The 23,143-nt window shown below is 63.4% G+C and carries 24 protein-coding genes and 1 pseudogene; 11 read left to right on the top strand and 14 right to left on the bottom strand.

Translation table 11 applies throughout. The features are described from left to right. The first annotated feature begins 181 nt into the window (after nucleotides 1–181). A complete protein-coding gene (locus EU803_RS17830) occupies nucleotides 182–715 on the top strand; it encodes a peptidoglycan-binding protein (RefSeq protein ID WP_129685406.1) in 534 nt (177 codons plus the stop codon). Here EU803_RS17830 and EU803_RS17825 read toward each other — a convergent pair whose 3' ends face one another. Beyond that, nucleotides 716–1,084 (bottom strand): VOC family protein, encoded by a 369-nt coding sequence (locus EU803_RS17825; RefSeq protein WP_129685404.1) that lies wholly within the window; start codon nucleotides 1,082–1,084, stop codon nucleotides 716–718. It abuts the gene before it with no gap. 81 nt (nucleotides 1,085–1,165) lie between these two features. Here EU803_RS17825 and EU803_RS17820 point away from each other — a divergent pair, with 81 nt between their 5' ends. Further along, entirely contained in the window at nucleotides 1,166–2,470 is a 1,305-nt protein-coding gene (locus tag EU803_RS17820) for an FAD-binding oxidoreductase (RefSeq protein WP_129685402.1), read from the top strand. Nucleotides 2,471–2,551: 81 nt separating this feature from the next. Beyond that, a complete protein-coding gene (locus EU803_RS17815) occupies nucleotides 2,552–3,730 on the top strand; it encodes an aminotransferase class I/II-fold pyridoxal phosphate-dependent enzyme (protein ID WP_129685400.1) in 1,179 nt (392 codons plus the stop codon). On the opposite strand, the gene EU803_RS17810 is transcribed toward EU803_RS17815, so the two are convergent. From EU803_RS17810 to phaC, 5 genes are all read right to left on the bottom strand, one after another. Next, on the bottom strand, nucleotides 3,731–4,678 hold the full coding sequence (locus EU803_RS17810; RefSeq protein ID WP_129685398.1) for a LysR family transcriptional regulator: 948 nt from the start codon (nucleotides 4,676–4,678) through the stop codon (nucleotides 3,731–3,733). It abuts the gene before it with no gap. A gap of 60 nt (nucleotides 4,679–4,738) precedes the next feature. Then, nucleotides 4,739–5,935: a hypothetical protein gene (locus EU803_RS17805; RefSeq protein WP_129685396.1), complete on the bottom strand. Its 1,197-nt coding sequence runs from the start codon at nucleotides 5,933–5,935 to the stop codon at nucleotides 4,739–4,741. Between the two features lie 32 nt (nucleotides 5,936–5,967). Next, nucleotides 5,968–6,516 carry a polyhydroxyalkanoate synthesis repressor PhaR gene (gene phaR, locus EU803_RS17800; protein ID WP_129685394.1) on the bottom strand — a complete coding sequence of 183 codons (549 nt, stop codon included), beginning with the start codon at nucleotides 6,514–6,516 and terminating at the stop codon, nucleotides 5,968–5,970. A 175-nt stretch (nucleotides 6,517–6,691) separates the two neighbouring features. Next, on the bottom strand, nucleotides 6,692–7,174 hold the full coding sequence (locus tag EU803_RS17795; RefSeq protein ID WP_129685392.1) for a phasin family protein: 483 nt from the start codon (nucleotides 7,172–7,174) through the stop codon (nucleotides 6,692–6,694). A 180-nt stretch (nucleotides 7,175–7,354) separates the two neighbouring features. Then, nucleotides 7,355–9,160: a class I poly(R)-hydroxyalkanoic acid synthase gene (gene phaC, locus EU803_RS17790; RefSeq protein WP_129685390.1), complete on the bottom strand. Its 1,806-nt coding sequence runs from the start codon at nucleotides 9,158–9,160 to the stop codon at nucleotides 7,355–7,357. Between the two features lie 110 nt (nucleotides 9,161–9,270). Here phaC and phaZ point away from each other — a divergent pair, with 110 nt between their 5' ends. Further along, nucleotides 9,271–10,536 carry a polyhydroxyalkanoate depolymerase gene (gene phaZ / locus EU803_RS17785; RefSeq protein WP_129685388.1) on the top strand — a complete coding sequence of 422 codons (1,266 nt, stop codon included), beginning with the start codon at nucleotides 9,271–9,273 and terminating at the stop codon, nucleotides 10,534–10,536. A gap of 66 nt (nucleotides 10,537–10,602) precedes the next feature. On the opposite strand, the gene EU803_RS17780 is transcribed toward phaZ, so the two are convergent. The 3 genes from EU803_RS17780 to EU803_RS17770 all read right to left on the bottom strand — a co-directional run bounded on the left by EU803_RS17780 (nucleotide 10,603) and on the right by EU803_RS17770 (nucleotide 12,835). After that, nucleotides 10,603–11,511 (bottom strand): hypothetical protein, encoded by a 909-nt coding sequence (locus tag EU803_RS17780; protein ID WP_129685387.1) that lies wholly within the window; start codon nucleotides 11,509–11,511, stop codon nucleotides 10,603–10,605. Further along, a complete protein-coding gene (locus EU803_RS17775; protein WP_129685385.1) occupies nucleotides 11,504–11,947 on the bottom strand; it encodes a hypothetical protein in 444 nt (147 codons plus the stop codon). Before EU803_RS17775 ends, EU803_RS17780 begins: the two co-directional genes overlap by 8 nt. 174 nt (nucleotides 11,948–12,121) lie before the next feature. Further along, nucleotides 12,122–12,835 carry an alpha/beta hydrolase gene (locus EU803_RS17770; RefSeq protein ID WP_129685383.1) on the bottom strand — a complete coding sequence of 238 codons (714 nt, stop codon included), beginning with the start codon at nucleotides 12,833–12,835 and terminating at the stop codon, nucleotides 12,122–12,124. Nucleotides 12,836–13,018: 183 nt separating this feature from the next. On the opposite strand from EU803_RS17770, the gene EU803_RS17765 reads away from it, so the two are divergent. Continuing rightward, nucleotides 13,019–14,272 carry an Hsp70 family protein gene (locus EU803_RS17765; RefSeq protein WP_129685381.1) on the top strand — a complete coding sequence of 418 codons (1,254 nt, stop codon included), beginning with the start codon at nucleotides 13,019–13,021 and terminating at the stop codon, nucleotides 14,270–14,272. Here the strand turns inward: EU803_RS17765 and EU803_RS17760 are convergent. The 3 genes from EU803_RS17760 to EU803_RS17750 form a co-directional block, all read right to left on the bottom strand. Beyond that, nucleotides 14,248–15,576, bottom strand: coding sequence for an MFS transporter (locus EU803_RS17760; RefSeq protein WP_129685379.1), 1,329 nt, complete (start codon nucleotides 15,574–15,576; stop codon nucleotides 14,248–14,250). The genes EU803_RS17765 and EU803_RS17760 overlap by 25 nt on opposite strands. Before the next feature lie 69 nt (nucleotides 15,577–15,645). After that, the gene (locus tag EU803_RS17755; RefSeq protein ID WP_129685377.1) at nucleotides 15,646–16,392 is read right to left on the bottom strand and encodes an alpha/beta hydrolase; all 747 of its coding nucleotides are present in this window, start codon (nucleotides 16,390–16,392) and stop codon (nucleotides 15,646–15,648) included. A gap of 7 nt (nucleotides 16,393–16,399) precedes the next feature. Then, on the bottom strand, nucleotides 16,400–17,071 hold the full coding sequence (locus EU803_RS17750) for a DNA-3-methyladenine glycosylase I (RefSeq protein ID WP_129685375.1): 672 nt from the start codon (nucleotides 17,069–17,071) through the stop codon (nucleotides 16,400–16,402). A gap of 162 nt (nucleotides 17,072–17,233) precedes the next feature. Here EU803_RS17750 and thrS point away from each other — a divergent pair, with 162 nt between their 5' ends. From thrS to EU803_RS17725, 5 genes and pseudogenes are all read left to right on the top strand, one after another. Further along, nucleotides 17,234–19,180 (top strand): threonine--tRNA ligase, encoded by a 1,947-nt coding sequence (gene thrS, locus EU803_RS17745; protein WP_129685373.1) that lies wholly within the window; start codon nucleotides 17,234–17,236, stop codon nucleotides 19,178–19,180. A gap of 252 nt (nucleotides 19,181–19,432) precedes the next feature. Continuing rightward, a pseudogene (locus tag EU803_RS18845) lies at nucleotides 19,433–19,669 on the top strand (DUF2282 domain-containing protein); the annotation flags it as partial. A 209-nt stretch (nucleotides 19,670–19,878) separates the two neighbouring features. Then, entirely contained in the window at nucleotides 19,879–20,730 is an 852-nt protein-coding gene (locus tag EU803_RS17735; RefSeq protein ID WP_129685369.1) for a DUF692 domain-containing protein, read from the top strand. After that, nucleotides 20,727–21,467, top strand: coding sequence for a DNA-binding domain-containing protein (locus tag EU803_RS17730; protein ID WP_129685367.1), 741 nt, complete (start codon nucleotides 20,727–20,729; stop codon nucleotides 21,465–21,467). Before EU803_RS17735 ends, EU803_RS17730 begins: the two co-directional genes overlap by 4 nt. A gap of 13 nt (nucleotides 21,468–21,480) precedes the next feature. Continuing rightward, nucleotides 21,481–22,053 carry a DoxX family membrane protein gene (locus EU803_RS17725; protein ID WP_129685365.1) on the top strand — a complete coding sequence of 191 codons (573 nt, stop codon included), beginning with the start codon at nucleotides 21,481–21,483 and terminating at the stop codon, nucleotides 22,051–22,053. On the opposite strand, the gene EU803_RS17720 is transcribed toward EU803_RS17725, so the two are convergent. Together EU803_RS17720 and EU803_RS17715 are read right to left on the bottom strand one after the other, a co-directional pair. After that, the gene (locus EU803_RS17720) at nucleotides 22,010–22,378 is read right to left on the bottom strand and encodes a hypothetical protein (RefSeq protein WP_129685363.1); all 369 of its coding nucleotides are present in this window, start codon (nucleotides 22,376–22,378) and stop codon (nucleotides 22,010–22,012) included. The genes EU803_RS17725 and EU803_RS17720 overlap by 44 nt on opposite strands. A gap of 53 nt (nucleotides 22,379–22,431) precedes the next feature. Then, the gene (locus EU803_RS17715) at nucleotides 22,432–22,758 is read right to left on the bottom strand and encodes an ArsC/Spx/MgsR family protein (protein WP_129685361.1); all 327 of its coding nucleotides are present in this window, start codon (nucleotides 22,756–22,758) and stop codon (nucleotides 22,432–22,434) included. Nucleotides 22,759–22,921: 163 nt separating this feature from the next. Here EU803_RS17715 and EU803_RS17710 point away from each other — a divergent pair, with 163 nt between their 5' ends. Beyond that, the gene (locus EU803_RS17710) at nucleotides 22,922–23,131 is read left to right on the top strand and encodes a cold-shock protein (protein WP_129685359.1); all 210 of its coding nucleotides are present in this window, start codon (nucleotides 22,922–22,924) and stop codon (nucleotides 23,129–23,131) included. Nucleotides 23,132–23,143: the final 12 nt, after the last annotated feature.

Raw genomic sequence — 23,143 nt, 5'->3', positions numbered from 1 at the left:
TTCGTTCGGACCCCTATCTAGGCGGGACCGGGGGCGCATTCCAGCCCCAAAGCGGCACCTCGCGGGCTGCGCTGCGACATTTGACTGGCCGTGATCCGCCCCCGGGGGTCATTTGCGCTTTGGTCCGGCCCTGGTTTTGCGATAGGATTTGCGCAGAACCAAAGGCCGCAGGGTCAGAGCAGTGAACGTCAGAAACAGTCGCCTTGCCGCGCTCGCGCTGGCCACAGGGGTGCTTTGCGCCTGTGATCCTGCTGTCGTGCCCGAGGTGATTACCCCGCCCGCATTGCAGGCGGCACGGGTCGAACGGGACGCCAGCGGCGCCTGCTTCGGGCGCGACGTGACCCCGGCCGTGATCGAAACCCGCACCGAGCAGGTCATGGTCAGCCCCGCTGTCCCTGGACCCGATGGGACCGTCCTGTCCCCCGCCAGCTTCCAGACGGTCACCCGGCAACAGATCGTCCGCGAACGACAGGAAGTCCTGTTCGAAACAATTTGTCCCGAAGACCTGACCCCCGCCTTCATCGCCGCCCTGCAACGGGCGCTGGCGGCGCGGGGGTTCTACATCGGGCCGATCACGGCTCTGATGGACCTGCGCACGCGGCGGGCCATCCAACTGTATCAGCGCCGAACCGGGCACGACACGGCGATCCTTGATATCCGCACCGCCCGCGACCTTGGGCTGGTCGCAGTGCCACGGGACGGGGGTGGAAACTGACTACCTGTGCTGGTCGATCAGGATCGGGTTGCCGTCCGGGTCTATCACGACAAAACTGCCCGGCCCCTCTTCTCCACCCTGTTCCTGCGTGATCTCGACCCCAGCGTCGCGCAGCCGGTCGCGGATGTCCCAAACGTCGTCGAACGGGTCGACATTGCCAGCGGACTGATCCCAACCGGGATTGAAGGTCAGCATGGTTCCATCGAACATGCCCTGAAACAGCCCGACAAGCGTCTCGCCGTTCTTCATGATCAGGTAGTTGTGGTCGATGTTTCCGGCATAGACCGAGAACCCAAGCTTTTCATAAAACGCCTGCGATGCCGCGAGGTTCTTCACGCCGAGACTTATCGAAAATGCACCAAGTTTCATGTGGCTCCATCCTTCTTCCTGCGGACAAAGTAGCACATTATCCCGCTTCCCATTCAACCAATCCCACAGCATTCTGCCGGCATGACAAACGCGCTTTACCGAAATGACCGTGCGGGCCAGTTCCCGAAAAGCTACTACGCCACGACCGTGGACCTGCCCCCCGAACGTGCCGCGCTGCATGGCGAGGAGCGGGCGGACGTCTGCATTGTCGGCGCGGGCTATACCGGGTTGGTGGCCGCATTGACCCTTGCCGAACGCGGCCTGTCGGTCGTGGTGCTGGATGCCCAGCGCGCGGGCTGGGGGGCGTCGGGCCGCAATGGTGGGCAGGTGGGTTCGGGACACCACAAATCCCAAAGCTGGCTGGAGGCACGGGTCGGCCGCCCCTTGGCCCAGCAGATGTGGCAGATCACCGAGGATGCAAAGGCACTGGTCCGAGATCTTTCGGCCCGCCACGCGCCCGAGGCGAACTATCGTCCGGGCAATGCCTATGGCGCCTATTCCGCGAATGATTTCCGTGGGGTAGAGGCCGAAGCTGAACTACTACTTCAATATTACGGGTATGATCAGATCACCCCGCTTGCGGGCGATGATTTCCGTGCGCTGGTCAAATCCCCGCTTTATGCCTGTGGCCATCTGGACCGGGGGGCGGGCCATCTGAACCCGCTGCGGTTCGTCCTTGGGCTGGCCCGCGCGGCAGAAGCGGCGGGGGTGCGCATTTTCGAACGATCTGAAGTGCACAGGATCACCCATGGCGATCCCGCCCTGGTGCAAACCAGCCGGGGCCGGGTGCGGGCGGGTCATGTGCTTCTTGCCGGGAACGGTTACCTGCCCCGGATCGAACCCCGCGTGTCCGCCCGCGTCATGCCGATCAACAGTTTCATCGGCGCAACTGAACCGCTGACCGATCGCCAGCGCGAAGTTCTGGCCGAAGACATCTGCGCCCATGACAGCAGCAATGTCGTCAACTACTTCCGGTTCGAAGATGGGCGCTTTCTGTTCGGCGGGCGTGCCAATTATTCACTGACCTTCCCCAAGGACATGGGCAGCACCCTGCACAAGCGGATGATCCAGATGTTCCCGCAGCTTGCCGGGGTCAGGTTCGACTACACCTGGGGCGGATCACTGGGCGTCACCATGACCCGCCTGCCCGCGGCCATCCGGGTCGCGCCCAATGTTCTGTCGATCTCGGGCTATTCCGGGCACGGGCTGGCCCTGTCCTGCATGAGCGGGCGGATCATGGCCGAGGCCGTCGCGGGCCAGGCCGGCCGGTTCGACGTGCTGGCGCAACTGCCGGGGCGCCCCTTCCCGCTGGGAACTGTCCTGCAGGAACAGACCATGGGTCTAGCGATGATGTGGTTCCGGATGCGCGACAAACTGGGCATCTGACGGGCTGTCGCAGGGTTGTCGTGGAAATGTCACGCGGGCCATGTTAGGTTTTCCCGAAGTTAGATTTCAGGAAAGCCGAAAATGACTCAGCCGCCCAATGTCTACGACGCAGAGCCGATCCCCGCCGCCGCGATGGAGGAGGTCGCGCGGCTGCTGAACACGGGCGACCTGTTTCGCTATACCTCGGCCAAGGCGCCGGTTGCCTTTCTGGAAGAGGAATTCGCGGCCCTTCTGGGCGCGAAATACGCGCTGGCGGTGTCGTCCTGTTCGGCGGCGCTGTTCCTGTCGCTGAAGGCGCTGGACCTGCCGCGGGACGCGCGGGTGCTGATCCCGGCCTTCACCTTTGCGGCTGTGCCGTCGTCCATCGTCCACGCCGATTGCATCCCGGTTCTGTGCGAATGCGGCGACAACTACCGGATCGATCTTGACGATTTCGCAGCCAAGCTGCCGACGGTTCAGGCGGTGATCATCAGCCATATGCGCGGCCATACCTCGGACATGGACGCGATCATCGGGATGTGCGACGCGGCGGAGATCCCGGTGATCGAAGACGCCGCGCATTCGCTGGGCACCACATGGAACGGCCGCAACATCGGCACCATCGGCAAGGTGGGCTGCTTTTCCTTCCAATCCTACAAGCTGATCAATGCCGGCGAAGGCGGAATCATGGTCACCGATGATCCCGACTTGATTGCCCGGGCAGTCATCATGTCGGGGGCTTATGAACACAACTGGAAAAAGCACCCGGTTTTGCTGAACGCCTTCGCCCGTTGGCAGAACAAGCTGCCGCTTTATAACCTGCGCCTGAATAACCTGTCGGCGGCGATCATCCGCCCGCAGCTGGACGAACTGGCCCGGCGCGTTGCAGACGGGCGGCGCAACCATGATCACGTCGCGGCGGCGCTGAATGCCTCGCCCTGGCTGGAGGTGCCCGAAAAGCTTGCGCCCGAGGAACGCGCCCCGGATTCGATCCAGTTCAACCTTGTCGGAATGGACGACATGGCGACCCGCCGGTTCGCCGCTGCCGCAGAGGCGAAGGGCGTCAAGGTGCAGGTTTTCGGCCTGAGCCAGGACAATGCCCGCGCCTATTGGAACTGGGAGTTTCTGCCCGAAAAGGTGGAATTGCCCCGGACCCGCGCGATGCTGATGAAGGCCTGCGATGTGCGCCTGCCCGCGCGCCTGACGTTGGAGGACTGCGATGCGGTGGCGACGATCCTCACTGACGCTGCGGCAGAGGCGATGGCGGCACAGGCCGCCTGATCACAAGACCCGAAGCCGCCCGTCCAGCCACGGTCGGGCGGCGATTTCCGGCCCGACGATCTGATCCTGTAGCAACCCGCGCAGGTGCCCGGCGACCGTCGCCGGCATCGCCCCCAGCACCCCCTGCCGCGCGGTCAACTGGATCACCCGCGCCATGGGCGCGAAGGGCAGCGGCAGGATATCTACATCCCTATTGAACCGCTGCGCCCGCGACAGGGCCAGCGGGGTCAGGATCGTCCACCCGGTCCCGCCCGCCACCATGGCAAGGATCGCATGGTAGCTGTCCAGTTCGAACCGGTAGCCAAGGGTCACGTTTTCCCGTGCCAGATGGGCGGCGATGGTCCGGCCCATGTGATGCCGCGTGGTGTATTGGATCAGCGGCATTTCGTCGAATGCCGTTGCCCCCTGCCCCTTTGGCACGGCGGCGACAAAGGGTTCCTCCAACAGGCGGTGCACCTCCATCCCCGCGCCCGTGGCCCCCATGTCGGCGGCGACGACCACGTCCAGCGCCCGTTCATCCAACAGATCATACAGCCGATGCGACGCCCCGGTTTCCAACAGGAACTGGCATTGCTTCAGCTCTTCCCCCATGCGCGACAGAAGCGCCGGGGTCACGTCGGCATCGAAGTCTTCGATCATCCCTAGGCGGAAACGGGTCAGCCGGGACATATCCGACAGGGCCAGTTCGGCGCGGGCCTGTTCAGCCTCGTTCAGGATCGCATTGGCACGGCGCAGAAAGATTTCGCCCTTCGGGGTCAGGCCGATGGGCCGTTGCCCCCGGTCCAGAAGATCGGTGCCAATCGCCGCCTCAAGGTTGGTCAGCTGCTGGGATACCGTCGCGACGGAGGTGTCCAGCCGCCGCGCCGCCGCCGAGATGGAGCCTTCGGCCGCCGTGGCCACGAAGACCTCGATCCCCCATAGCGTGATCCGCCCTTCGGTTCTGGCCATGCCTGCCCTTTCTGACTGCTTCGCCGCAGGCTAGGCCCCGCGCCGCGCGGCGGCAACCGCCTATCCTTCGACGGCCTGCCCGAAGATGGCAATCACGAACCCAAGACCTGCCAACAGGCCGAAACCCGCAGCTAGCGCCACCTGCCGCTGGTTCAGGGCGGACAGCGCAGCAATCCCTGCCTGAAGCCCATAGTAGACAGCGAAGGCACGGCTGGCGATGGCGATGATCTGGAACACATCCGCCGCCCAGGTCAGGACCAGCCCGGCCCCGATCAGCAGCGTATAGCCCTGAAGCGGCCGCACCCGTCCGCTCGTCAGTTCCTGCACCAGCCCACCGGCCCCGCCCGTATCGGCCACCGCCGCGCTGAACTGTGCCGACAAGGCCGCCGCGATCAGCAAGGGCGGCAGAACCGGCGCCACCAGCCCCATCATGTCGATGATCGCGGTTTCAGACAGCGGGACCTTGCCTGCCGGGAACAGGAACACCAGCAGCGAGATATAGGCCATGTAGATCCCGGCCGAGAGCCATTGCGCCCAGCGCATCGACCGGATCCGCATCTCCGCCGAATAGGTGTTGCCAAGATAGCGCGAGGTTTCGAACCCCTGCACCGTGACGATCAGCCCAAAGGCCAGCGTCACCGCACCCCAGCCTGTGGCAACGGCGGGGTTGATGACAAGATTGCCCGTCGACGCCTGCTGTCCGAAATGCAGGGCCAATCCCGCCAGCAGCCCTGCAATAATGGCCAGCTTGATCCCGACCGAGGTTTGTTCCATCCCTTCCAGCGCACGAAACCCGCCAAACAGCGCGGCGGCAAGGATCACCCCGTAGATCAGGGTGGTCACCCATCGGGCGGCGCTGTCGGGGGCATCGGGCCAAAGGCTGGTGGCGAAGGCGCCGAACAGGTTCAGGTAGTAGGCAACCGAGATGACATAGGCCAACGCCAGCGCCCATGCCGCCAATGTCTCGACCTGTTCGGTCCGCGCATGTCGGGGCGGGTCGGTATCAATCCGGGCGATGTTGAACCGGATCGCCGCGCCAAACCCATAGGCGACAAGGCAAAGCGTGGCCATGACCAGCGGGGCCCAGACGCCGAAATTGTCATCCAGCACCGGGCCAAGAACCAGAAATCCGGACCCGATGATCGACGCAAGCGGGGTGACGGTCGCTTTCCACCCATCGGCCCTCCGCAATCGCGGCCAGAGCAAGAGCGCGGCGGTCAGTCCGACGCCGATCAGAACCGCAAGGGTGGTTCCCATGTCGATCCGTTTCCGGACCCGTCAGGGCCCTGCTACTTGGTCATCCGCGAAAGCTTTTCCTGCAAGGCGGCCAATTCACGTTTGATGTCGTCAAGGCCCTCGGCCTCTGCCCCGCCCTCGGACGGTTGCGGCGACGAGGTGCCCATCATGCCCCCGGTCATGGCCTTGAAAAACGCCTCCTGCTGGGCGCGCATGGCCTCGAACCCGGGCAGTTTTGCCATCGGGTTGGCCTTGCCCATGTTTTCCATCATCTGGCTTTGGCCTTCGCGCAGCATGTCAAAGCTGGCGGCAAGGAATTGCGGCACAATCGACGAGGCCTGGCTGGTATAGCTGCGCACAAGATCGGTCAGCACATCCACCGGCAGGACACTTTCGCCGCGGCTTTCGTGTTCGGCGATGATCTGCAACAGATATTGCCGGGTCAGGTCGTCGCCGGACTTCAGGTCGACAATCTGCACTTCGCGCCCTTCACGGATGAAGGCGGCGATGTCTTCCAGCGTCACATAATCGCTGGTTTCAGTGTTGTAGAGACGGCGGCTGGCGTAGCGCTTGATCAAAAGCGGCTTCATTTGCTCGGCCACGGCGATCCTCCCCGGAATGTTTTGCGGCATTGCAGAGAAGGCTACTGCGCCTGCAGCACGCTGTGAAGCCTTTTCGACAGGAAAGCGCCCCAAAGCAAAAGGCGGCCCGCGTTATGCGGACCGCCTTTCCAGGTGCCGGGATCGAGGGAGGACGACCCCGGCGATGTCTTTCGACTTACTTCGCGGCTTCGGTGGCCTTCTTGGTCGCCGTGGTGACTTCGGCAGCGGCCTTCTGGGCAGCGGCGGTCAGGTCGGCGGTGGCCTTCTGAGCGGCAGAGGTCATTTCTTCCGAGGTCTTCTTGCCAGCGGCGAGAACCAGTTCGAGGGTCTCGGTCTGCACCTTGCGGGCGATCTCGGCATAGGCAGCCATGTGCTCGGCAGCGGCTTCGGCCGAAGCGGAGGCGAAGTCGGTCATTGACTTGGCGTAGTCGGCCGGGTCAGCTTTCGCTTTGGACACGTTGGCCAGCTTGGCGAGGGTGTCGTTGGCCCATTTGGCGGACAGGTCGGTCGACTTCTTGGCAGCGTCAAGGGCAACGCCCGACAGCTTTTCGGTCAGCGAAGTCTGGGTCTTGAACGCGTCTTCCATGGCTTTGGTGTCAACCGGGAATGCGCCCATCATGTCTTTGAAGACGGCGGTGAAGTCTTGGGTCTTGGCCATTGTGGTAACCTTTCAGGTGTCTCGCGGACCGTTGCGAGGGAGAGATCAGGGAGGGAGGAGCCCCGGTCCGCAGTGAATTTCTGACACCAATATGCATGCTGCAGTGCAGCATTTCAAGTTTTTTCTGCACTGCAGCAATAAAAATTCTGCGCACGCAACAAAATCAGAGGTTTAGTCGGCTCAGAGTTTGGGCGCGGCCGATACATAGGTCCCCGGCGCGGGGCAGATCGGCTCGAATCCCGGTCCACCCGGTGCCCGCGCGGGCACCTGCTTGCCCGATTTCTCGGCCAGCCAGGCCTGCCACTTCGGCCACCACGACCCTTCATGGGCATCCGCCGAGTCGCGCCAGTCCTCTGCCGTCAGCCCAATTTCCGGGTTGGTCCAGTGGCCGTATTTCTTCTTGGCCGGCGGGTTCACGATCCCGGCGATATGGCCGGACCCGGCAAGGATAAAGGTCTTGTCCTTCGACCCCATCTGCTGAACCCCGCGGTAGGAGGATTTCCACGCCGCGATATGGTCTGTCTCGCAGGCCACGGCGCACAGCGGTACGGTCACGTCCTTCAGGTCCACGGTTTCCCCACAGACATTGAATCCACCCGCAGCCAGCTGGTTACCCTGACACAACTCGCGCAGATACTGGACCGCCATCTTCCCGGGCAGGTTGGTGCCGTCGCCGTTCCAGAACAGAAGGTCGAATGCGGGGGGCGTCTCGCCCATCATGTAGCTTTTGATCGCGGGCTTGTAGATCAGGTCGTTCGACCGCAGGAAGGAAAAAGTGCGTGCCATATAGAACCGGTCAAGGATGCCGGTGGCGGCGCATTCCGCCTCTAGCCCATCGACGAAATCATCGGCAAGGAACACGCCCACTTCGCCCGGATCAGAGAAATCTGTCATGGTGGTGAAGAAGGTCGCGGAATTGATCGACGTATCCTTGCGCCGTTTCATCACCCCGAGCGTGGCGGAGAGGGTCGTCCCCGCAATGCAATAGCCGACCGTGTTCACCTTCTTGGTGCCGCAGATGGTCTTTGCGGCCTCGATCGCGGCCAGATACCCTTCTTCCACATAGGTATCGAGTGTCACATCGGCATAGCTGGCATCGGGGTTGACCCAGCTGGTCACGAATACGGTGAAGCCCTGATCGACTAGCCATTTGATCAGGCTTTTCTGGGCGTTCAGGTCAAGGATGTAGAACTTGTTGATCCACGGCGGGAAAATCACCAGCGGGATCTCGTGCACGGTTTCGGTCGTGGGGGTATATTGGATCAGCTCCAGCATCCGGTTGCGGAACACCACCTGCCCCGGCGTCGTGCCGATGTTTTCGCCCACCTTGAAGGCGGATTTATCAGCAAGGCTGACGATAAGTTCGCCCTGGTTTGCCTCCAGGTCGCGGACAAGGTTTTCAAGCCCGTCTACAAGGCTTTGGCCCTGCGTTTCGACGGCCTTTTCCAAAGCGTCGGGATTGGTGGCGAGGAAGTTCGTCGGTGCCAGCATATCGACAATCTGACGGCTGAAGTAATCCAGCCGCTGCCGGTCGCGTTCGGACAGACCTTCCAGACCGCCAAGTGATTCCTGCATCGCCTCGGCGTTCAGCAGGTACTGCTGCTTCATGAAATTGAAGAATGGGTGGCTGTCCCACAGCGGGTTGGAAAAGCGCGGATCGGACGGGCCGGTGTCCTCGGGCGGTTCCAGCTTGCCATGGGCAATCTGGTTCTGCGCCTCGACGTAATGCTTCAGCGTCTTGCCCCAATACCCCACCTGATGTTCGATCATCTTGGCGGGGTTGTGCATCATTTCCGCCATGTAGGCGGTGGCCGCCTTCATATACAGGTCCTGCCCCGGACCCTGCAACGAGGCCGGAACGTTGCGTTTATGCGACATGACCTTGGCCAGACGCTTGGTCAGACCCTCCAGCTTTTCAAGGTTTTCTTCCAATTTGCCGAGGTCTGCGGCCCCTGCGGCATCCTGATCAAATTCATTTGTTGTCATATTAACCTCTTGGGCCTATTTTGCAGGTGCAGCATAACCGCCGGATGTCGTCGGATATGCAGTAACCGTTTGAAGCGCCCCCGCCGGGGGCCGGCGGCAGGAGAGCTTACATGAAGTATATGTTCACTTACGACCTCATGGAAAGCGCCCGCAACACCAACCAATGGTTGGGGGCGACGGCGCGGGCTTTTGCCGCATATCCGGGCATGGCCGCAACGGCCAACCCGTGGATCGACTGGATTGGTGCCTGGGGCGAGGTGACGGAACGCACATTCGAACGGATGGTCGCGAAACCTGACTGGGGAATTTCCGCCGTGACCGGCGAGGATGGCAAGGACCATACGGTTGTCATCGAAACCCGCGTCGCCCGTCCTTTCGGTGACCTGATCCATTTCAAGGTGCCGGGCCGCCGCCCGCGCAAGCGCCGGGTGATGCTGGTCGCGCCAATGTCGGGCCACTACGCCACGCTGCTGCGCAAGACCGTGATCAGCCTGCTGCCCGATTGCGAGGTCTATATCACCGATTGGCATAACGCGCGCGATATCCCCGTTTCCGCCGGCAAGTTCGATGTCGAGGATTATACGCTCTACCTTGTCGATTTCATGAAACACCTCGGGCCGGACCTGCATGTCATCGCCGTCTGCCAGCCCGCGCCGCTGACGCTGGCCGCGACCGCCTATCTGGCGGGCGAAGACCCCAAGGCGCAGCCCCGCTCCCTGACCCTGATCGGCGGCCCCATCGACCCCGAGGCGAACCACACCGAAGTCACCGATTTCGGCCGGTCCGTCACCATGGGCCAGTTGGAAAACACCATGATCCAGCGGGTCGGCTACAAATACGCTGGCGTCGGGCGGCTGGTCTATCCGGGCCTGCTGCAACTGCAATCCTTCATGTCGATGAACGCCGAGACTCACGCCAAGGCGTTTTCCGACCAGATCATCCGCGTCGCCAAGGGCGAGGCGTCGGACCATGACAAGCACAACGTCTTTTACGACGAATATCTTGCCGTGATGGACATGACGTCCGAATTCTACCTCTCCACCGTGGAACGGGTGTTCAAGAACCGTGACATCGCCCGCAACGATTTTACCGTGGCCGGGAAGACGGTGGATATCGGCAAGATCAGCACCGTCGCGGTCAAGGTGGTCGAAGGCGAGGCCGATGATATTTCCGCCCCCGGGCAATGTCTTGCCGCGCTGGACCTGCTGACAGGTCTGCCGGACAGCAAGAAGGCGGCCCATCTGGAGCCGGGCGCGGGACACTACGGGATTTTCGCGGGCAAAAGCTGGCGCAACAACATCCGGCCGCTGGTTCTGGATTTCATCGACGCCAACAGCGGCACCCCGTCGAAGCCGAAAATCGCAGCCGTCAAATGACGGGTGGGGCGGGCCCAATCCGCCGCGCCTGACGATATTCCCGGTCCGCGCACCCATCTTGTGCCGTCAAAGCCCCGTCATGATTTCCATCAATGACCGGGCAAGCTGCTGTTCGCGGCGGTTGCTTTCGGCGATATCGTCGAACATCCGGCCGAAATCCTCGTCCAGATCGGGGGCGCCGAATGGCACAACACCCGGTCGCCGCCGCCGAACATAGCTGTCGACGATGACCATGGATTCGTCGGTCTCGGCGATCCCCACCCCCATGACGCCGGGATTGCGTTCCTGGATGGACACCTGAAAGCCAACCCATTGCCTGGGATCGTCGGGGTCAAGCGCCTCTGATTCCAGAACGACCGCGACGCTGGTACGGGACCACAGGAGGGTTGTCTCATTGCCAATGAACTTGAAGTTCGGCTCTCGGTCTCGTCCGGCCTTGCGCACAATGGTTTCGATTGCGACCTCGATTGCCGCGACCCTGCGAAGCGTCGCCTCTAGCTCGCCCTCGCCGGGGCCGGTGTCGCCGAAGTATGAAACCAACTCCCGCCGGTCCAATGTGCCCGAGGCCATCCCCAGAAGATCCCCGGTCGATGGCGTGCCCCCGCCCGGCAGGGTCGGGCCGATCAATGGTCCGGTCGCGGTCCCGGCACAATCGGAGCAGCCATTGCCAAGCGGCTCCAGTCCGACAAACAGGCGTCGGTTGATCTGGTTCTGCTGTTCGGGGGTCAGGCCCAGACCGGAGAAATCAAAGATGTCGGCCTGCACGAGGGGGTGATCCAGATCCAACCGGGTCTGATCGGCCCAATCAAGCACCCCATCCGTCCCATCTTCCATCTGAAACTGGTCAAGGGTGGTGTTTGGACTGCCCTGGAGGGTCGGATCGAACTGGAACTGAAATTCAAACTGCTGAAGCGGGCCCTCTGCCCGCGCGGCGGCGGCCCAGACCAGAGCGGCCACAATGACGGTCCTACGCATTGGCCTTCTCGGCGGCTGTGAGGGGCGGGAACAGATGGTCGCGGATGCGCCCCAGATAGACCCCCAACACCGTTTCAAGCGCCCCGATGATGACCTTGAGCCAATCAACGGTCAGGCCCGGTATTTCGATCATCGGCAAGAGGTAGACAAAGAAGCTGCCGCCGATGGAGATCAGACAGACAAACTGCGTGATCCGCACCACCTCGACCGGAACCATTTTCCCGCGGCTTTTGGACCCCCGGTTACGCAGCATCTCGTCGAAGGCGGCAAGCGCCGTCGCGCCCAGCATCGGGAAGCCCATCAGCAGAACATGAACCGTGTCGATGACTTCGAACTTGCCGAACAGCGGCACCATGATCAGCCCGAACAGGAACAGCCCCAGATGCCCATAGATCAGGATCTGTGCGATCCTGAACCGGAATTGTCTTTCATACATCGCAACACCTCCGTTTTCGCGGGGCGCCGACGATGAAATCAGATTTCAACTTTCAAACCAAAATGGCCGGCGACAGATCCCGTTCTTGAAATTACCCGCTTCCGGGTCGGCTTGATGGTCACACAACCGGGGGTGTCGCGGCAAGTCGGGTTTCCACCACCCTTGCGGGCCGGGCTATCGCAGCACAAAGGGCTGGCGCAGCCATTCCTGAAGGATCGAGGTGACGGCCTGCGGCTGTTCCAGCATGGGCATGTGCCCGGCCCCGTCGATCACTTCCAGCCGGGCATACGGGATCAGCTCGGCCATGAATTCATGCCGCTTGACCGGCGTCTTGCCGTCCTCCGCCCCGCAGATTACCAGCGCGGGTTGCTTGATCCGGCGCAGAACCGCCTGCTGGTCCTTGCGGCGCTGCATGGCGCGCGCCTGCCGAACATAGGCATCCGGCCCATTGGCTTTGGCCATGGCGCTGATCTTGGCAAACACATCATTGCGCTGCGGGCCGACGGCAAGGTCCGTGATCCGGATCTCGGCCCCGATCGCATCATCGAACCTACCGGACCGCGCCGCGACGATCCGCACTTCGCGGTCGGCGGCGTCTTGCGGGGTCTCTGCAAGGGGCGTCGTCCCCATCAACGCAATCCGGGTGACCCGCTCCGGGGCGCGGCGCAGCACCTCTTGCGCGACGACACCGCCGTAGCCATGACCGAACAGGGCAAACTTCTGCGGCGCGCCGGACAGGATGGCCGAGGCCACCTCTTCCACCCGTTCGCCCCCGGTCGTGGGGGCAATGGCGACCAGACCGTCGCGCCCCAGTGCGGTCATCTGCGCCGAAAATACCCGCGTATCGCAGAACATGCCCGGCAGCATGAGGATCGGTTCGATATTCATTGATGTCCGTCGCGCGCGCGGCGCGTCCCTGCCCTGCTGCCCATGCCTGTCACCGGTCTTGTTGGTTGCGCCCACAATGCCGCAGCCGGGGGGAAAGGGGAAGACCCGACAGCCATATCGGCGGGGTTGATCCTGCCGCCCCGTTGACCTATTTGCCGCCCTTTCGCCGCGACGGAGCCCGCCATGACCCGCACACTCGCCATCGACTTCGGCACATCAAACACCGCCGCCGCGGTGATGCGGGACGGTGCGCCTTGGGTTCTGCCCGTCGATGATGGGCGCGATACCCTGCCGACGGCCGTCTTTCTGGACTTCACCCGGCGCGACACCCTGTTCGGGCAGGCCGCCATTGACGCGTTGATTGACGGGCGCGAAGGGCGGTTCATGCGGGCCCTGAAATCGGTCCTCGGCACCAGCTTGATGCATGAAAGGCGCCAGTTTCTGCAGGAACGGTTGACCCTGACCGAGATCGTGGCCCGGTTCCTGTCCGCCCTGAAGGCGCGGGCCGAGGCTGAGACGGGCGACCGGTTCGACCGCGTGCTGTCGGGCCGCCCGGTCCGGTTCCATTCCGCCGACGCCGCCCGCAATACCCGCGCCGAAGACGACCTGCGCGCCTGCTACAACGCCGCCGGATTTTCCAAGGTCGCGTTCCTGCCAGAGCCAGAGGCCGCTGCCCGCGCCGCCCTGCCCGACGGTGGCGACCGCACCGGCCTTGGCCTTGTGGTGGACATCGGCGGGGGCACATCCGATTTCACGGTGTTCGAAGGGGGCGGGGCGGACATCCGCGTTCTGGCGTCCCACGGGGTGCGGATCGGCGGGACCGATTTCGACAAGGCAATCAGCCTTGCCCACGCCATGCCGCTTCTGGGCCGGGGCAGCCTGATCCGCGCGGAACTGGGCGCAGCCCGCAACCCGGCCCCCGCCGCCCTGTTCAACGATCTGGCCAGTTGGGAAAAAATCCCCTTCGTCTATGATCCCGCCACCCTGCGCGACGTGGCCCGGATGCAGCGGCTGGCCGATGAGCCGGAAAAGCTGGCCCGGCTGCACGCGGTGCTGGAAATGCACCTTGGCCACGACGTCGCCTTTGCGGTCGAGGCAGCGAAGATCGCGGGACAGGCGGACCGCGCCCAGATCGACCTGTCCGTCGTGGAACGCGGGCTGGCGGTCGACTTCTACCCGCTGATGCTAGAGGCGGCCATCGCCCCCTTCGCGACCGAGATCGCCGAGGCCGCATCGGAAACCCTGCGGGCCGCCGGCCGCACCCCCGACGATATTGCCGAGGTGATCCTTGTCGGCGGGTCCAGCCTGCTGACGACAGTCTCCGACAGTATGGCCGCGCTCTTGCCCGCGGCCCGCCTGCGCCGGGGCAAGGCCTTTACCGCCATCGTCGAAGGATTGGCGATTGCCGCCGATCAGGCGGACGCGGCGGGCCGGTAGAGGATCAGCAATCCAAGGACTGAGAGGATCAGGATGCCTGCGGGAAGATAGGTGATCGACCATGCCAGCGTGTCCAGGGCCGCCTCGGACTGGGCAACCGTTTCTCCCGTCGCCTCTTGCCAGCCCTTGGCCTGAAGGATCAGCCCAAGGATTGCCGGGGCGAAGGCATTGGCCAGTTTCTGCCCGAACAGCCAGACCGCCGAAAACGCCCCTTCGATCGCTTCGCCGCTTGCCTCGCGGGTCCGGTCCATCAGGTCCGGGTAGATCGCCCATGGGATCTGTTGATACGACCCGTTCGCCATCCCGGCCAGAACGAACAGGCCCGCCATAACCGTGACGCTGACCGATGGCAGGTTTGCCGCCAGCCAGACCAACATCCCGACATAAAGGATCAACCCGATTACCAGCGCGTTCAGCTTGCCAACCCGGTGGGACAGGATCACCCAGACTGCCTGACTAAGGATCGAGCCGAGGACGAAGGCCGCGAACAGCAGGCTGAGCGTGGTCAGGGCCTGCGCGGCCCCGGACAGGGCCGTCTCGCCAGTGTCGGCTATCAGGTAAGTGGCCGCAAAGGGCAGCCCCGCAGTGATGATCGCGACCGCGAGTGTCATCACGCCATAGAGCGCGGCAAGGATCATGAAGGGCCGGTTCGACAACACCAGCCGGATCATCCCGCCAAGGTTGACCGTGGCCGCCTCGTCCACGCGGGGGGCGTTTCGGGTCGCGAATAGCGACAACCAGATCGCGCCGACAATCAGTGGCGAAACCGCCAGCGCGGCCATCGCATATCCCATGCCGCCTGCCAGACCCGGCACCAGCGCCCCGCCAATCAGGATGCCAAGGCTGGCAAACCCCATGCGCCAGCCCGTCATTGTGGACCGTTCGCGCGGATCGGTCGTCATTTCCCCGGCCTGTGCGCCATAGGGAATGGCCACCATGGTAAACCCGATTGTCGCCAGCCCGAAAAAGGCGATGACCCAGCCGATCTTGCCCACCATGCCCAGCCCGGCGGGCACCGCGAAAAGGCCCACCATGGCCGCCGCCATCACCACGGCCCCAACGGCCATCCACGGGGCGCGACGGCCGAACCGGCTGCTCGTTTTGTCCGACAGGACGCCGACCAGCGGATCGGTCACCATGTCGAAGATCAGAACGGCGGTCGTCACGAACCCCGCGATGCCGACCGGCACCCCAAGAAAAGCCGTCAGGAAATTCAGGACAAGCAGTTGCTTGACCACCACGAAGACCACGATCCCCATATCGGCAAGGCCCCAGCCCGCCTTTTGCAACCCCGATAGCGCCATGCGTCCCTCCCCGCGCGTTTGGTGGCGACGGTAGGGCCGGTCACGCGCGGGCCAAAGCAGAACCTTGCGTCACCCGGCGCGGGCGATCACCTCTGCCACGGCCGCGCCGATCAGGGACAGGCAGGTATCGTCGGAAAACCGATGGTCGGCGTCCTTGACCAGCGTCAGGCGAATGTCGGGGCCGGTGGCATGGTCCAGCAGCCGGATCGCGGTTTCGGTCGAAACAGCGGTATCGGCCGTGCCTTGCAGGAAGCGTGTCGGGAAAGGCAGGTTCAACGGGTCGCGCAGGACAAGGCATTTGCGCCCGTCCACGATCATCTTCTTGGTGACGACGTAGGGTTCCATATAGTCCGAGGGCAGAAACACCGGTTCGCCCGCGGTGATCTGTGCCTTCTGGTCTTCACTGAACCCGGCCCAATATCCGTCTTCGGTAAAATCCGGCGCGGCGGCGATGGTCACCAGACCGGCCACGCGGTCCGTCATCGCGCGGGCCAGAAGCAGCGCCTGCCATCCCCCCATCGACGACCCGACCGCGATCAGCGGGCCATCGGTCAGGGCGGTGACAGCGGCGATCGTGTCTTGGTGCCAGTCGGCGATGCTGCCCTCTTCGAAGGTGCCGGAACTTCCGCCATGGCCGGAATAGTCGAACCGCAGGTAGGCGCGGCCCTGCGCCCTTGCCCAATCTTCCAGCCAGATCGCCTTGGTGCCTTCCATGTCGGATTTCAACCCGCCGCAAAAGACGATGGTCGGGCCCTGCCCTTCGGTTTTCACGTAGGCGATCCGGCGCCCCTGCGGCGTGGTCAGAAATTCGGTCATATCGGCCTCAGTTGTTGATGCTTTGCGCCAGTACACGGCTGATCACCGTCAGCGGCTGGCCGGATTGTTCGGCCCAGGTGTTAAAGGCCTCCTGGACCGCGGCCCAGGCCTTTTTGGAGGTCGGGGCCTTGTCGATCACCCCTTCCGCGACCAGCCGCGCAACCACGTCGCGCGACAGGATGAACCCATCCTTGCCCATCTTGCGCAGCAGGTAGGCCCCGGTGCTGCCACCCAGCCGTGAGCCGGATTTTTGCATCCATTGCAGCAACCCGGCAAAATCTTCGGCGGGCCAATCGGCGATGCGCCGGCCAAAGCTGCCATGGTCGCGGGCGACCTCCTGTATGAAGACCGCGTTTTCCTGAATAGCCCGGACCTTGGGCGGGCTGCGGATGATCCGGGGATCAGCGATCAGTGCATCGAACCGGTCATCGCTGATCATCGCGCAGCGGCCCACGTCGAAATGGTCAAAGGCCTCTTCGATCCCCGGCCACTTCTTGTCCACCACGGTCCAGCTAATCCCGGCCTGCATGATGCCCCGCGCCATGCCTGCCAGCCAGAGATCGTCGGGGATGGCGGCGATCTCCTCCGGGGGTTTGGCGGCGGCGATCCCGTCCAATACCGCCCCGAAACTTCCCTTCCGCTCTGCGGCCATTGCCAGAATGTCATCAAACTTGCGCATGTTGCCCTCCGCCGCGTGGCCCGTTTGACGACAAACCTGTCACGACCGCGCCGCCGGGGCAATCGGGCGCTTGACCCCTGCCAAAGATCGGGCCATTTAGGCGCCACACATAACCCGCAACCGGGCGTTCCGTGGGCGCCAAACCGACGAGGAGCTAGGCCGATGAGCCAGATTTCCCTGACCTTTCCCGATGGCAATGCACGCAGCTACGATGCAGGCGTGACCCCTGCCGAAGTGGCCGCATCCATCGCCACCTCGCTGGCGAAGAAAGCCATTTCCGCGAGCGTGAACGGCAAGCATTGGGATCTTCAGTGGCCGATCACCGAAGACGCCAGCATCGCCATCAACACGATGAAGGACGACGCCCCGGCGCTGGAACTGATCCGGCACGACCTTGCCCATATCATGGCCCGCGCCGTGCAGGAGATCTGGCCCGACACGCAGGTCACCATCGGCCCCGTGATCAAGGACGGCTGGTATTACGACTTTGACCGGGCCGAGCCTTTCGTGCCTGAAGACCTCGCGCTGATCGAAAAGAAGATGAAGGAAATCATCAACAAGCGCGAAGAGGTCCGGACCGAGGTCTGGGACCGCGCCCGTGCGGTCAAGCACTACGAAGACAGCGGCGAACCCTATAAGGTCGAGCTGATCGAGGCCATTCCCGGCGACGAGCCGCTTCGGATGTACTGGCACGGCGACTGGCAGGACCTGTGCCGTGGCCCGCACCTGCAAAACACGGGCCAGGTGCCCGGCGACAGCTGGAAACTGATGTCCATCGCAGGCGCCTACTGGCGTGGCGACAGCAGCCGCGCGCAGCTACAGCGTATCTACGGCGTGGCGTTCCAGAACAAGGACCAGCTGAAGGCGCATCTGCACATGCTGGAGGAGGCCGCCAAGCGCGACCACCGCAAGCTGGGCCGTGAGATGAACCTGTTCCACATGCAGGAAGAGGCCCCCGGTCAGGTGTTCTGGCACCCGAATGGCTGGACCATCTACACCACGCTTCAGGACTACATGCGCCGCCAGCAAAAGCGCGGTGGCTATGTCGAGGTGAACACGCCGCAGGTCGTGGACCGCAAGCTGTGGGAGGCCTCGGGCCACTGGGAGAAATACCAGGAAAACATGTTCATCGTCGAAGTGGACGAGGAGCACGCCCGCGAAAAGGCCGTGAACGCGCTGAAGCCGATGAACTGTCCCTGCCACGTTCAGGTCTATAATCAGGGGCTGAAGTCCTATCGCGATCTGCCGCTGCGCATGGCCGAGTTTGGGTCGTGCAACCGTTATGAACCTTCCGGGGCGTTGCATGGCATCATGCGGGTGCGCGGGTTCACGCAGGACGACGCGCATATCTTCTGCACCGAGGACCAGATCGAGGAAGAGACCAAGATCTTCATCGACTTCCTGTCGATGATCTACCGCGATCTTGGCTTTGAAAGCTTCAGCGTCAAATTCTCGGACCGGCCCGACACCCGCGCCGGATCGGACGAGGTCTGGGACAAGGCCGAGGCGGCCCTGAAAGCCGCGACCGAAGCGGCGGGCTGCGCCTATACGCTGAACCCCGGCGAAGGTGCCTTCTACGGCCCGAAGCTGGAGTTCGTTCTGACCGACGCCATTGGACGTGACTGGCAGTGCGGCACTCTGCAGGTGGATTTCGTCCTGCCCGAACGGCTGGACGCGACCTATATCGGGGCGGATGGGGCGAAACACCGGCCCGTCATGCTGCACCGCGCGACGCTGGGCAGCTTTGAACGCTTCATCGGCATCCTGATCGAAGAACACGCGGGCAAGCTGCCGTTCTGGCTGGCCCCGCGTCAGGTTGTCGTCGCCTCCATCGTGTCGGACGCCGATGATTACGTCCGCGAGGTCGTGGCGGAATTGCAAAAGGCGGGCGTCCGGGCCGAGGCCGACCTGCGCAACGAGAAGATCAACTACAAGGTCCGCGAACACAGCCTTGGTAAGGTGCCCGTGATCCTTGCCGTTGGCGCGCGCGAGGTCGAGGAACGCTCGGTATCCGTTCGGCGTCTGGGCGAGAAGGAAACCGCTGTAACATCGCTGACGGAGATCGTGAGCGAGCTGCGGAAATCGGCCACCCCGCCCGATCTTCTGTAACAAAACGCCCCAGAACACTGTTACAGGCCCGCCGATTCACGATCGGCGGGCCTTTGTATTTGTTGGGGATTGCCGCGCCGCAAACGCGAAACCCCTTGGCCCACTTCTCACACATCCTCACGCCGCCGCGATGCACGCGGGCGTGAGTGGCGGGTGACGGTCACTCACCCCTAGGTTTGGTCAGCGCTTCGGGCAGCCCCCGACGCTAAGACAGATGGCCCGGACCGGGCCGACCAACAAAAGGGAATGACCATGTCCAAGACTTCCAAGACGATCGTCGTCGCATCTGCCGTTGCCACCGCCATGACCGCGCTGGCCCATGCCGCCGCAGCCGAAGAGAACGAAAAGTGCTACGGCGTGTCGCTGGCCGGTGAAAACGACTGCGCCGCCGGACCGGGCACTACCTGCGCCGGCACCTCGACCGTGGACTATCAGGGCAACGCGTGGACGCTGGTGCCCGCAGGCACTTGCGAGACGATGGAGCTTCCGGGCCACCGCATGGGCGCCACCGCCGCCTCGCTCGAGGCCGATGGCTATAACGGGCTCGCCCGTGACCTGCCCGAAGGCACTTCGGAAGAAGGCCTGAAGATGGTTGAGATGATGGATGACGACATGATGGAAGAATCCTGACCTCGCCTCCGGCCCCGCCTATTTGGCGGGGCCGACCCAATTCACACGACTTCAAGACAGAGCACGCCATGTTTGACGTCCCCCCGTCCCATCTGCCCCCCCTGCCCGGGGTCGGCTACAAGCCCCAGCACTACAGCGCGATCCTTGCGGACCCCGCGCCGGTTGGCTGGTTCGAGGTGCATGCAGAAAACTACATGGGCGACGGCGGCCGCCCGTTGGCGCAACTGCGGGCGCTGGCGGATCGGTTTCCGATTTCCGTTCATGGCGTCGGCCTGTCGATCGGCGGCGAGGGCCGCCTTGATCCCGACCACCTGTCGCGGTTGAAACACCTGTGCGACTGGCTGCGGCCCGCGTCCTTTTCCGAACATCTGGCGTGGTCCACCCATGACAACCAGTTCTTCAACGATCTTCTGCCCCTGCCCTATACGTCCGCCACCCTGACGCGCGTCTGTGACCACATCGACGAGGTGCAGGACGTGCTGGGTCGTAAGATGCTGCTGGAAAACCCCTCCTCCTACCTTGCCTTCGCCGAAAGCGAGATGGCAGAGCCGGAGTTCCTGCGCGCGGTCAGTGACCGGACCGGGTGCGGGTTGCTTCTGGATGTGAACAACGTGTTCATCTCGGCCACGAACCTTGGCTATAACCCCCGCGCCTATATCGACGCCTTCCCGTTGGACCGCGTGGGCGAAATGCATCTGGCAGGCCATGACGAGGACGAGGACGACAGCGGCGCGGTCCTGCTGATCGACAGCCACGGACGCGAGATGGCCGAACCGGTCTGGGCGCTTCTGGACTACACGCTGGCCCGATCCGGGCCGAAGCCCCTGCTGATCGAATGGGACAATGATGTGCCCGACTGGCCAATTCTGGCAGCCGAAGCCCGGCGTGCCGAAACCGCGCTGGAAAGGATCGCGGCATGACCGAAGTGTCCCAGTCCCAGTTCCGCGCTGCCATGCTGGACTCCGACCAGCCGGTCCCCGAGGGCCTGCGCGACAAGGCGGGCGCGCCTGCGGGCAAGCGGTTCAACGTTTACCGCAACAACGTGGCGGTCGGATTGACCGAGGCGCTGGAGGCGGCCTTTCCGGTCATCCGCAAGCTGGTTGGCGATGCCTTCTTCAAGGCGCTGGCGGGGGTTTACCTGCGCAATCATCCGCCCGCCTCGCCCCTGATGATGCACTACGGGGCCGAGATGCCGGGCTTTCTCAAAGGCTTTGAACCGGTGCGCGCCCTGCCCTATCTGCCCGATGTGGCCCGGCTGGAGATCGCGATCCGGCAGTCCTATCACGCCGCCGATGCGGCGCCCGTCACGGTCGAGGATCTTGGCGCCCTGCCGCCCGATGCCTTTGCCCGGGCAAGGTTTACCTTCGCCCCCGCCGTGCGGCTGGTGTCGTCCCGGTTCCCGATCCACGGAATCTGGGTGGCCAATATGCAGCCCGACGCGCCAAAGCCCGGCAAGGGGGCCGAGGACGTGCTGATCACCCGACCCAAGTTCGATCCGCGCCCGCATCTTCTGTCCCGTCCGGCCGCGATCTTTACCGCCCGCATGATGGAGGGTCAGAGCCTGACCGCCGCCATGGCCGCGGCGGGCGGGGGGCTGGACCTTGGCGAAACCCTTGCGCGCCTCTTCACCGAAGGCGCGATTACCCGAATTTCCTGACCCGGAGGCTCCGATGATCCTGTCCACCTATGACCGCCTTGCCACCACCCTTGACCGGGTCGCGCCGAACCTTCTGCCACTTCTTGCGCGGCTGACCTTTGCCGGCGTTTTGCTGACCTATTTCTGGAAGTCCGCCCTGACCAAGGTGGGCGACGGGATCTTCGGCGTCTTTTCCCCCTCGCTAGGGGCCTACGCGCAGATCTTCCCAAAGGCGATGGAGGCCGTCGGCTATGACGCCAGCCAGTTGGGGCTGTTTCACTGGGCGGTCGTGGTCGCCGGAACGCTGGCCGAATTCATCCTGCCCCTCTTGATTATGCTGGGGCTGTTCACCCGGCTGGCGGCGCTGGGGATGATCGGGTTTATCGCGGTGCAAAGCCTGACCGACCTGTTCGGCCACGGCGGCATTGCCCATGACGGCACGCTGGGCGCATGGTTCGATGGGGCGCCGGATGCGCTGATCCTTGACCAACGCGGGTTCTGGGTTCTGGGGCTTTTGGTTCTGGTGGGTCTGGGCGGCGGATGGCTCTCCGCCGACCGTCTGATCAGAAATGGGCTTTCGGCTCGTCCGGTTTCCCAGCCGCAATAGCAAGGATACCGCCCAGCGCCACGAACCCAATGGGGAACATGGTGCCCACGTTGAAGCCGAAGGCGGCATAGAACAGGCCCGCGGCCACGATCATCAGCCCACCGCCCCAGAGCGCCCGGATCTTGGCCATGGCCCCACCGGCGATTGCCAGAAGCGGCGCAAAGAAGCTGGCGAAGCGGATAAAGCCGGGGTTGTCGAGGACCCCGAACGCCTCGCCCACTTCCTGATAGTTGTCAGTCAGTTCGGCATAGCCATAGCCGAACAGGCCGACGATCATGCCGATCAATCCACCGATCAGGCCAAGAACAAGGGCTGCATTGCGCATCGGGTCGTCCTTTTTCGAATGTCTTTGGAGGTCAGATAAGGGCTTGCGGCGGATTATCCAAGGATTGCCTGCTGAATGGCCGGGGTCCAGCCAACCGACCACCCTTCGTCAGTCCGGATCGCCGGGCGTTTCAACAAGGTCGGATGATCCGCCAAAAGCGCCGCCAAGGGCCTATTACGGTCCCCGTCCGACAGGCCCCGCCATGTGGTCGAGGCCCGGTTGACCGCCTTGTCCCCGACCGCGCCCAGAATTTCGGCAATCAGGTTTTCGGGCAGACCATCGTCGCGCACATCGAGATAATCCACGTCATTTCCCTTTTCCGCCAAGGCCTTGCGGGCCTTGCGGCAGGTGTCACAGGTTTTCAGTCCAATCATCAACATGGGGGGACAATTGCCAGCGTGCGCCCGAGTTGCAAGTTGTCATTTGCCTTTTTCGGAATCGTGTTAGGCTTTCGACACGAGAGACTTGAAGACCACCTGCCACAGGGGGCCAAGACGACTCTCCCCCTGCCCTATCCGGGGCGCTACTGACAGGAGGCCTGCCATGCCCAATGGCACTGTGAAATGGTTCAACACCACCAAGGGTTACGGGTTTATTGCCCCCGATGACGGCGGCAAGGATATCTTTGTTCACATCAGCCAGGTCGAACGGTCCGGCCTGACCGGGCTGGCAGACAACGAGAAAGTGGAATTCGAACTGATCGAGGGCCGCGACGGCCGCCAAATGGCGTCAGAGATCAAGAAGACCGGCTAGCGGTTCGGACGG

The sequence above is a fragment of the Loktanella sp. IMCC34160 genome (assembly GCF_004145845.1).
In the GTDB taxonomy this organism is placed as follows: domain Bacteria; phylum Pseudomonadota; class Alphaproteobacteria; order Rhodobacterales; family Rhodobacteraceae; genus SELP01.
The sequence above is the reverse complement of the archived record's forward strand: the minus strand, read 5'-3'. Positions and strand labels throughout refer to the sequence as shown.

Excerpts from the sequence above, each read along its gene's own strand:
- EU803_RS17825 (WP_129685404.1), bottom strand. The coding sequence starts at position 1,084 with ATGAAACTTGGTGCATTTTCGATAAGTCTCGGCGTGAAGAACCTCGCG.
- EU803_RS17820 (WP_129685402.1), top strand. The coding sequence starts at position 1,166 with ATGACAAACGCGCTTTACCGAAATGACCGTGCGGGCCAGTTCCCGAAA.
- EU803_RS17815 (WP_129685400.1), top strand. The coding sequence starts at position 2,552 with ATGACTCAGCCGCCCAATGTCTACGACGCAGAGCCGATCCCCGCCGCC.
- EU803_RS17810 (WP_129685398.1), bottom strand. The coding sequence starts at position 4,678 with ATGGCCAGAACCGAAGGGCGGATCACGCTATGGGGGATCGAGGTCTTC.
- EU803_RS17805 (WP_129685396.1), bottom strand. The coding sequence starts at position 5,935 with ATGGGAACCACCCTTGCGGTTCTGATCGGCGTCGGACTGACCGCCGCG.
- EU803_RS17795 (WP_129685392.1), bottom strand. The coding sequence starts at position 7,174 with ATGGCCAAGACCCAAGACTTCACCGCCGTCTTCAAAGACATGATGGGC.
- phaC (WP_129685390.1), bottom strand. The coding sequence starts at position 9,160 with ATGACAACAAATGAATTTGATCAGGATGCCGCAGGGGCCGCAGACCTC.
- phaZ (WP_129685388.1), top strand. The coding sequence starts at position 9,271 with ATGAAGTATATGTTCACTTACGACCTCATGGAAAGCGCCCGCAACACC.
- EU803_RS17780 (WP_129685387.1), bottom strand. The coding sequence starts at position 11,511 with ATGCGTAGGACCGTCATTGTGGCCGCTCTGGTCTGGGCCGCCGCCGCG.
- EU803_RS17775 (WP_129685385.1), bottom strand. The coding sequence starts at position 11,947 with ATGTATGAAAGACAATTCCGGTTCAGGATCGCACAGATCCTGATCTAT.
- EU803_RS17770 (WP_129685383.1), bottom strand. The coding sequence starts at position 12,835 with ATGAATATCGAACCGATCCTCATGCTGCCGGGCATGTTCTGCGATACG.
- EU803_RS17765 (WP_129685381.1), top strand. The coding sequence starts at position 13,019 with ATGACCCGCACACTCGCCATCGACTTCGGCACATCAAACACCGCCGCC.
- EU803_RS17760 (WP_129685379.1), bottom strand. The coding sequence starts at position 15,576 with ATGGCGCTATCGGGGTTGCAAAAGGCGGGCTGGGGCCTTGCCGATATG.
- EU803_RS17755 (WP_129685377.1), bottom strand. The coding sequence starts at position 16,392 with ATGACCGAATTTCTGACCACGCCGCAGGGGCGCCGGATCGCCTACGTG.
- EU803_RS17750 (WP_129685375.1), bottom strand. The coding sequence starts at position 17,071 with ATGCGCAAGTTTGATGACATTCTGGCAATGGCCGCAGAGCGGAAGGGA.
- thrS (WP_129685373.1), top strand. The coding sequence starts at position 17,234 with ATGAGCCAGATTTCCCTGACCTTTCCCGATGGCAATGCACGCAGCTAC.
- EU803_RS17735 (WP_129685369.1), top strand. The coding sequence starts at position 19,879 with ATGTTTGACGTCCCCCCGTCCCATCTGCCCCCCCTGCCCGGGGTCGGC.
- EU803_RS17730 (WP_129685367.1), top strand. The coding sequence starts at position 20,727 with ATGACCGAAGTGTCCCAGTCCCAGTTCCGCGCTGCCATGCTGGACTCC.
- EU803_RS17725 (WP_129685365.1), top strand. The coding sequence starts at position 21,481 with ATGATCCTGTCCACCTATGACCGCCTTGCCACCACCCTTGACCGGGTC.
- EU803_RS17720 (WP_129685363.1), bottom strand. The coding sequence starts at position 22,378 with ATGCGCAATGCAGCCCTTGTTCTTGGCCTGATCGGTGGATTGATCGGC.
- EU803_RS17715 (WP_129685361.1), bottom strand. The coding sequence starts at position 22,758 with ATGTTGATGATTGGACTGAAAACCTGTGACACCTGCCGCAAGGCCCGC.
- EU803_RS17710 (WP_129685359.1), top strand. The coding sequence starts at position 22,922 with ATGCCCAATGGCACTGTGAAATGGTTCAACACCACCAAGGGTTACGGG.